Below are 6,521 nucleotides of genomic sequence, written 5' to 3'. Positions count from 1 at the left end.
TTTCGGTAAAAAGCAGACACTGGAATCAAAGTCACTTTCTTTTCCTGAGTCAACCATTTTGCGAAAGCAAGTTCATTGTCCTGAGAGATTGCCGAATAATCAGCCAGAAGAAAAAAGGTTCCCTGACTACGTATCGGTTTAAACCGGGTATTTTTCAGACCTTCATAGAGAAAATCGTGTTTTTCCTGGTAAAAAGCAGGCAATGTCAGATAGGTTGACGGATCAGCTGTATAAACACCCAGCGCAACTTGCATGGGAGAGCTCACTGTAAACACCATGAACTGATGCACTTTTCGTAATTCAGCAGTCATAACTGCAGGCGCACAGCAATACCCTATTTTCCAGCCAGTCGTATGATAGGTTTTGCCAAATGAAGATATGTGAAAGGTTCGTGCTGCCAAAGCGGGACGGCAACTCAGGCTCAGAAATGGTTTTTCGTCAAAAACAATATGCTCATAGACTTCGTCGGCCAACAAAAGCACGTTAGTGTCAGCAATAATGGTTTCCAGCGCATCCAGGTCGCTAGTAGCCAGTGTAATACCGGTAGGATTGTGAGGGAAATTCAGTATCATCAATCTTGTTTTGGGGGTAATGGCCTCCCCTACCCTGTCCCAATCCACTGAATAACTGCTGTGTTCATCCCCAGGCGCCGCAAGTGGTACAAAAACCGGGACTCCACCGGCAAGACGGATTGCTGGTACATAGGAGTCGTAACTTGGCTCCAGCACAATCACTTCGTCTCCAGAATTGACCACGGCAAGAATTGCTGCCATGAGCGCTTCGGTTGCACCACTGGTAACGGTAACTTCGGTATTCTCGTCATATTGGTGGCCATATAGTGTCGCGACTTTTTTTGCGATATTGCTGCGCAACAACTGGTCACCAGGCATATACGGATACTGATTGTGGCCAGTTTTCATTGCCTGGGTCACCAGATCAGTGAGTTTTGGGTCAGGATCGAAGTCCGGGAAGCCTTGTCCAAGATTTGTTGCCTTGAAATCGGCAGCCATTTTGGTCATAACGGTAAAAATTGTGGTTCCAACTGCGGGAAGTTTTGAGGAAATGCTTGTAATCACTTTTTGCGTCTCTTACTGTATTAATTTTATTAACAGGGCTATAATTCTTATTATGCCTGAATGTCGATGATCTTATACACAAACTATACCTATATATTCACAGCATATTCATCGCGTTATCAACATACTTATCCACAATTGTTCCACGTGGAACAATTTAGATAATGTCTTTTATGTGCTATTGCGTTTAAAATAGCATTCCATAGAATTCCTTTTAATGTTCCACGTGGAACATTTCGCTATTCCTACGATTGAAAGAACAAAATGAACTACCCAGACGAATTTGACGTCATTGTTGTTGGTGGAGGCCACGCCGGTACTGAAGCGGCGCTCGCTGCTGCGCGTTCCGGATCCAAAACTCTCTTATTGACCCATAATATTGAAACTTTGGGGCAAATGTCCTGCAATCCTTCAATTGGCGGAATAGGGAAGGGGCATTTGGTTAAAGAAATTGATGCCTTGGGCGGTGTCATGGCCATTGCTGCGGACGAGGCAGGGATTCAATTCAGAATCCTGAATAGTTCAAAAGGCCCGGCAGTACGGGCGACGCGTGTGCAGGCTGATAGGGTGCTCTATAAACAGGCGATTCGTTCTCGATTGGAAAACCAGCAGAATTTGTGGCTTTTTCAACAAGCGGTAGATGATCTTGTTCTTGAAGGGGATAGGGTGATTGGCGCCAAAACCCAGATTGGGGTGGTGTTTCATTCAAAAACCGTTGTCTTGACCGCCGGAACCTTTCTGAATGGCTTAATCCACGTGGGATTGAATAATTATTCAGCGGGCAGGGCGGGAGATCCCCCTGCGATTAGTCTTGGGCAACGTCTTAAAGAAATGAATCTGCCGCAGGGTCGGCTTAAGACCGGCACGCCACCACGTATCGATGCTCGCAGTATTGATTTCAGTAAATTGGAAGAGCAGCCTGGCGATATAGACCCTGTTCCGGTATTTTCTTATATGGGGTCGGTGCAGATGCATCCGCGCCAGGTGTCGTGCTGGATTACGCACACCAATAGCCGAACGCACGATATTATCCGCAATGGGTTGGATCGTTCCCCCATGTATACGGGCGTGATCGACGGGATAGGGCCAAGGTATTGCCCGTCTATTGAAGATAAAATAAACCGTTTTGCCGACAAAGACTCTCATCAGATATTTCTGGAGCCAGAGGGTCTGCTTACCAATGAAATTTATCCCAACGGGATTTCGACCAGTTTGCCCTTTGATGTGCAGCTGGAATTGATTCACACCCTGCCAGGCCTGGAGCACGCGCACGTGCTGCGCCCTGGCTATGCCATCGAGTATGACTACTTTGATCCACGTGGACTCAAACGCAGTCTTGAAACGAAAGTGATTTCTGGTCTGTTCTTCGCAGGGCAGATAAATGGCACTACCGGCTATGAAGAGGCTGCCGCGCAAGGCTTGCTTGCCGGGCTTAATGCGTCCAGGCAGGCAAAAGGGCTTGAATCGTGGACACCGAAACGCGATGAGGCTTATTTGGGGGTGTTGGTAGACGATTTGGTAACGCGAGGCGTGACCGAGCCGTACCGGATGTTTACCTCACGGGCAGAATATAGACTAAGCCTGCGCGAAGATAATGCGGATTTTCGTTTAACGGAAATAGGGCGGCAGTTAGGGCTGGTCGATGATGCCCGTTGGGACTTCTTCAGTAATAAGCGTGATGCCGTTCAACGGGAGGTCTCCAGGCTGGCTGGCACTCGCGTATCTCCCAGGACATTCAACGCTGATCTATCCGAAAAGCTGCTTGGTACGCGCCTGGAACGGGATTATTCGCTTGCAGATTTGTTGAAACGTCCATCGGTGACCTATGACACTCTGACGAATGCAGCTACCGAAGATGGTTCGGTGCTGGCGCCTGCAGATAACTTGTCTGACGCGGTTAAAGAGCAGGTCGAGATACAGGTAAAGTATGCCGGTTATATTGCCCGTCAGCAGGAAGAAGTAAAGCGTCAGAGTCATCTTGAAGAACAGAAAATCCCCGCTGACCTGGACTACGATGCAGTGGCCAGCCTGTCATTTGAAGTGCGGCAGAAACTGAAAGACACACGCCCCGAGACCGTAGGTCAGGCGCGCAGGATTTCAGGGGTAACCCCGGCCGCTATTTCCATTCTGCTGATCCATCTGAAACGTTTGCAGCTGTCGACAAAAACGCTGCGCAAAACAGCACCCGTGGCAGTTGAAGAATGAGCAGGTGGGCATGAGCGAGCATGACAGAGCAGGGCGGCAAGACCGCATTGCAGATGCAGCCACCAGCCTGGGGCTGTTCATTACCGATACGCAGATCCAGCAGTTGATTGGCTATCAGGATCAGTTATTGCGCTGGAATAAAGTGTATAACCTGACTGCCCTGAGGGACCCGGATAAAGTGCTGATTCAGCATGTTTTTGACAGTTTGTCAGTGATCGGTCCCCTGAGTGACAAGTTTGCCCCAAAGCGGACAATTTCTGTACTGGATGTGGGTTCCGGTGGTGGTCTGCCGGGGGCTGTCATGGCTATAATGAGACCTGACTGGCAGGTATGCTGCGTAGATGCCGTTGAAAAGAAAACGGCGTTTATCCGGCAGGCTGCCGGCGTACTCAAATTGCCCAATCTGGTATCTGAACATGTCCGTATTGAACGAAAGCCATCGGCCCAGGTCGACTTGGTTATTTCGCGGGCGTTTGCCTCACTGGTCGATTTCAGTGAGTGGTCAGGCATGCATGTGGGTAGCGGCGGGCACCTGGTAGCAATGAAAGGGCGGCTGGCATCCGAAGAAGTGTCACAGCTGGAAGAAAAGGGCGCGTGGTCGGTTGCGCAGGTTCAGAAACTGAATGTGCCGGAACTGGATGCTGAGCGTTGTCTTGTATGGTTGCAGCAAGTAGGAAAATATGACAAATGAAATAAAATCACCTCGCGTATTCTGTATTGCAAACCAGAAGGGAGGGGTAGGTAAAACGACGACGGCAACTAATCTGGCTGCCAGTCTGGCGTTACACAAAAAGCGGGTGTTGCTGGTGGATCTGGATCCGCAAGGCAATGCAACCATGGGCAGCGGCATTGATAAAAATAGTTTAAGCTTAAACATTTATCAGGTGCTGATAGGCGAAGCCAGTATCGCTGATGTACGTGTACGCTCGGAAACTGGCGGCTACGATGTTTTGCCCGGCAACCGCGAACTGTCGGGTGCAGACTTCGATCTGTTTGAACTGGAGAACCGCGAGCATCAGTTGAAGAATGCGATCGCCCAGGTCGCTGGCGATTATGATTACGTTCTGATCGATTGTCCGCCCACGCTGTCACTGCTGACCCTGAACGGGCTGGCATGCTCAAATGGCGTCATCATTCCGATGCAGTGCGAATACTTTGCGCTGGAAGGGCTTTCGGACCTGGTCAACACCATCAAGCGGGTGCACAAGAACATTAACCCGGATCTGAAAATGATCTGGTTATTGCGCGTGATGTATGATTCCCGCGTGACATTGCAGCAGCAGGTATCGGAACAGCTGATGGAGCACTTTGGCGACAATGTGTTCAAAGCTGTCATCCCGCGCAATGTACGGCTGGCCGAAGCGCCCAGTCATGGCGTACCCGGCGTCCTGTACGATAAGTCGTCACGCGGCGCCAAGGCCTATCGGGAATTCGGGCTCGAAGTCATCAAGCGCGTCAAAGCAATGGATAAGGAATAACAGAGGAAATCATGGCAACAGCGTCATCGAAAACGGCCAGCAAAACAGCAGCCAAAAGCACCACCAAAACGCCCGCAAAATCAGCTGCAAAAAAGGTATCCCGGGCAGCGCCTGCAGCGGCAAAGAAGGCCAAGGGCCTGGGCCGCGGATTGTCTGCGTTATTGGGCAATGATATCAATGTCATCGAGGACCTGTCCCGTGACGAGGACAAGGGGCCGGAGTTGCCCTCTAGCGTGCCGTTGAATCAGATTCGTGCCGGTAAATACCAGCCCAGAACGCAAATGGACGAGACGGCGCTGAACGAACTGGCCGAATCAGTGCGCAGTCAGGGCATCATGCAGCCGATCCTGATTCGTCCTATTGCCGGCGACCAGCCGGAGAAATACGAAATCATCGCCGGCGAGCGGCGCTTCCGGGCAGCCAAACTGGCCGGCCTTGCCGAAGTGCCGGTGCTGGTGCGCGAGGTAGCCGACGAAAATGCGGCTGTCATGGCGCTGATTGAGAATATTCAGCGCGAAGACCTGAACCCGCTTGAAGAAGCCCAGGGGGTAAAACGGCTGATCGACGACTTTCAGTTCACCCATGAGCAGGCGGCTCAGGCAATTGGACGTTCTCGCTCGCTGACCAGCAACCTGCTGCGTCTGTTGAATCTGGCGCAGCCGGTCCAGAACTTCCTGTTGCAGGGCCAGCTTGACATGGGCCACGCACGGGCGCTGCTGGCCGTGGATTCGGCCACCCAGATCATTCTGGCCAATCAGGTCGTGGCGCGCAAGCTTTCCGTGCGAGAAACCGAGAGGTTGGTCAACAGCGCAGGGCAGAGTAAGGCGCAGCCCAAGCCCAAAGCGGCGAACCGGGATGTGGAACGCCTTGAAGAGGCCCTGTCGGACCACCTGGGTACTCGTGTCAGCCTGAAAATGGGCAGCAAGGACAAGGGCCAGTTGCTGATCGACTTTCATGGCTGGGAGCATCTGAACTCGTTGCTGGAAAAGCAGGGATTGAGCAATATTCTGGAAAGTTGAGGGCGCTGATTTTGCGGACCGATTGCGGCAATTTTCCGACAGTTTGGAAAAAAATCGCGGTAAATCGGGTTAATCATCGCTTTGGTCATAATTAGTACTTGACAGCAAATCGCAAGTACTACATAATCCGTAGTTCTCTTGGTGGAGTGCCCGAGTGGCTAAAGGGGGCAGACTGTAAATCTGTTGGCTTACGCCTACGTTGGTTCGAATCCAACCTCCACCACCAGCCGAATTTGTTCTTTGTGAAGGCTTTTGTTAGTCATTGGCTGCCGGAGTGAGTGATTTGCCCAGATTTGCTGTTTTGCATCTGTGGCAACCGGTCACCCTCCTGCTGTAACAGTGGTGATACTGGTATACGAATATTACCGCCTCAACAATAACAAATTGCGAATGCAGGGAACGTTCCAGGATCCTGCGGGTGTAGCACAATGGTAGTGCAACAGCCTTCCAAGCTGATGATGAGGGTTCGATTCCCTTCACCCGCTCCATCCCGCACCGGTTTCCTAATGTTCAGGCCATATGTACGTTAATTTTTATATGGCCGGGACAAGTTGTTAGAAAGAATTTGCCCATGTGGCTCAGTGGTAGAGCACTCCCTTGGTAAGGGAGAGGTCGCGGGTCCGATTCCCGCCATGGGCACCACAAGCGTTTTAATTATTTATCCAGCCCCAATCTTCAGGAGTCGGTAATGGCAAAAGGTAAGTTTGAACGTACCAAACCACACGTAAACGTAGGTACGATTG

The 6,521-nt window shown here is 50.9% G+C and carries 5 protein-coding genes and 3 tRNA genes; 7 read left to right on the top strand and 1 reads right to left on the bottom strand.

What is annotated here, in order from left to right:
* Positions 1 to 1,019: methionine aminotransferase (locus ACTIKR_RS19955; protein WP_442328817.1), on the bottom strand; the 1,019-nt coding region annotated here is incomplete at its 3' end.
* 321 nt (positions 1,020 to 1,340) lie between these two features.
* Here ACTIKR_RS19955 and mnmG point away from each other — a divergent pair.
* The 7 genes from mnmG to ACTIKR_RS19920 all read left to right on the top strand — a co-directional run bounded on the left by mnmG (position 1,341) and on the right by ACTIKR_RS19920 (position 6,420).
* Positions 1,341 to 3,281, top strand: a complete 1,941-nt coding sequence (mnmG, locus tag ACTIKR_RS19950; RefSeq protein WP_442328816.1) for a tRNA uridine-5-carboxymethylaminomethyl(34) synthesis enzyme MnmG — start codon at positions 1,341 to 1,343, stop codon at positions 3,279 to 3,281.
* Between the two features lie 10 nt (positions 3,282 to 3,291).
* Positions 3,292 to 3,972 carry a 16S rRNA (guanine(527)-N(7))-methyltransferase RsmG gene (gene rsmG, locus ACTIKR_RS19945; protein WP_193087912.1) on the top strand — a complete coding sequence of 227 codons (681 nt, stop codon included), beginning with the start codon at positions 3,292 to 3,294 and terminating at the stop codon, positions 3,970 to 3,972.
* Positions 3,962 to 4,759 carry a ParA family protein gene (locus ACTIKR_RS19940; RefSeq protein ID WP_442328815.1) on the top strand — a complete coding sequence of 266 codons (798 nt, stop codon included), beginning with the start codon at positions 3,962 to 3,964 and terminating at the stop codon, positions 4,757 to 4,759. The genes rsmG and ACTIKR_RS19940 overlap by 11 nt, the downstream gene beginning before the upstream one ends.
* Positions 4,760 to 4,770: 11 nt before the next feature.
* Positions 4,771 to 5,778 (top strand): ParB/RepB/Spo0J family partition protein, encoded by a 1,008-nt coding sequence (locus ACTIKR_RS19935; protein WP_442328814.1) that lies wholly within the window; start codon positions 4,771 to 4,773, stop codon positions 5,776 to 5,778.
* Positions 5,779 to 5,918: 140 nt separating this feature from the next.
* Positions 5,919 to 6,004: transfer RNA gene (locus ACTIKR_RS19930), tRNA-Tyr, on the top strand.
* 188 nt (positions 6,005 to 6,192) lie between these two features.
* Positions 6,193 to 6,266, top strand: a tRNA-Gly gene (locus tag ACTIKR_RS19925).
* Positions 6,267 to 6,345: 79 nt separating this feature from the next.
* Positions 6,346 to 6,420 (top strand) — tRNA-Thr (locus ACTIKR_RS19920).
* Positions 6,421 to 6,521 lie beyond the last annotated feature (101 nt).

Origin of the sequence: Advenella sp., from assembly GCF_052108595.1 — a bacterium.
Lineage (GTDB): Bacteria > Pseudomonadota > Gammaproteobacteria > Burkholderiales > Burkholderiaceae_B > Advenella.
This window is presented reverse-complemented; position numbering and strand designations above follow the sequence as displayed.

Coding starts and splice junctions, on each gene's coding strand:
- mnmG (WP_442328816.1), top strand. CDS start 1,341: ATGAACTACCCAGACGAATTTGACGTCATTGTTGTTGGTGGAGGCCAC.
- rsmG (WP_193087912.1), top strand. CDS start 3,292: ATGAGCGAGCATGACAGAGCAGGGCGGCAAGACCGCATTGCAGATGCA.
- ACTIKR_RS19940 (WP_442328815.1), top strand. CDS start 3,962: ATGACAAATGAAATAAAATCACCTCGCGTATTCTGTATTGCAAACCAG.
- ACTIKR_RS19935 (WP_442328814.1), top strand. CDS start 4,771: ATGGCAACAGCGTCATCGAAAACGGCCAGCAAAACAGCAGCCAAAAGC.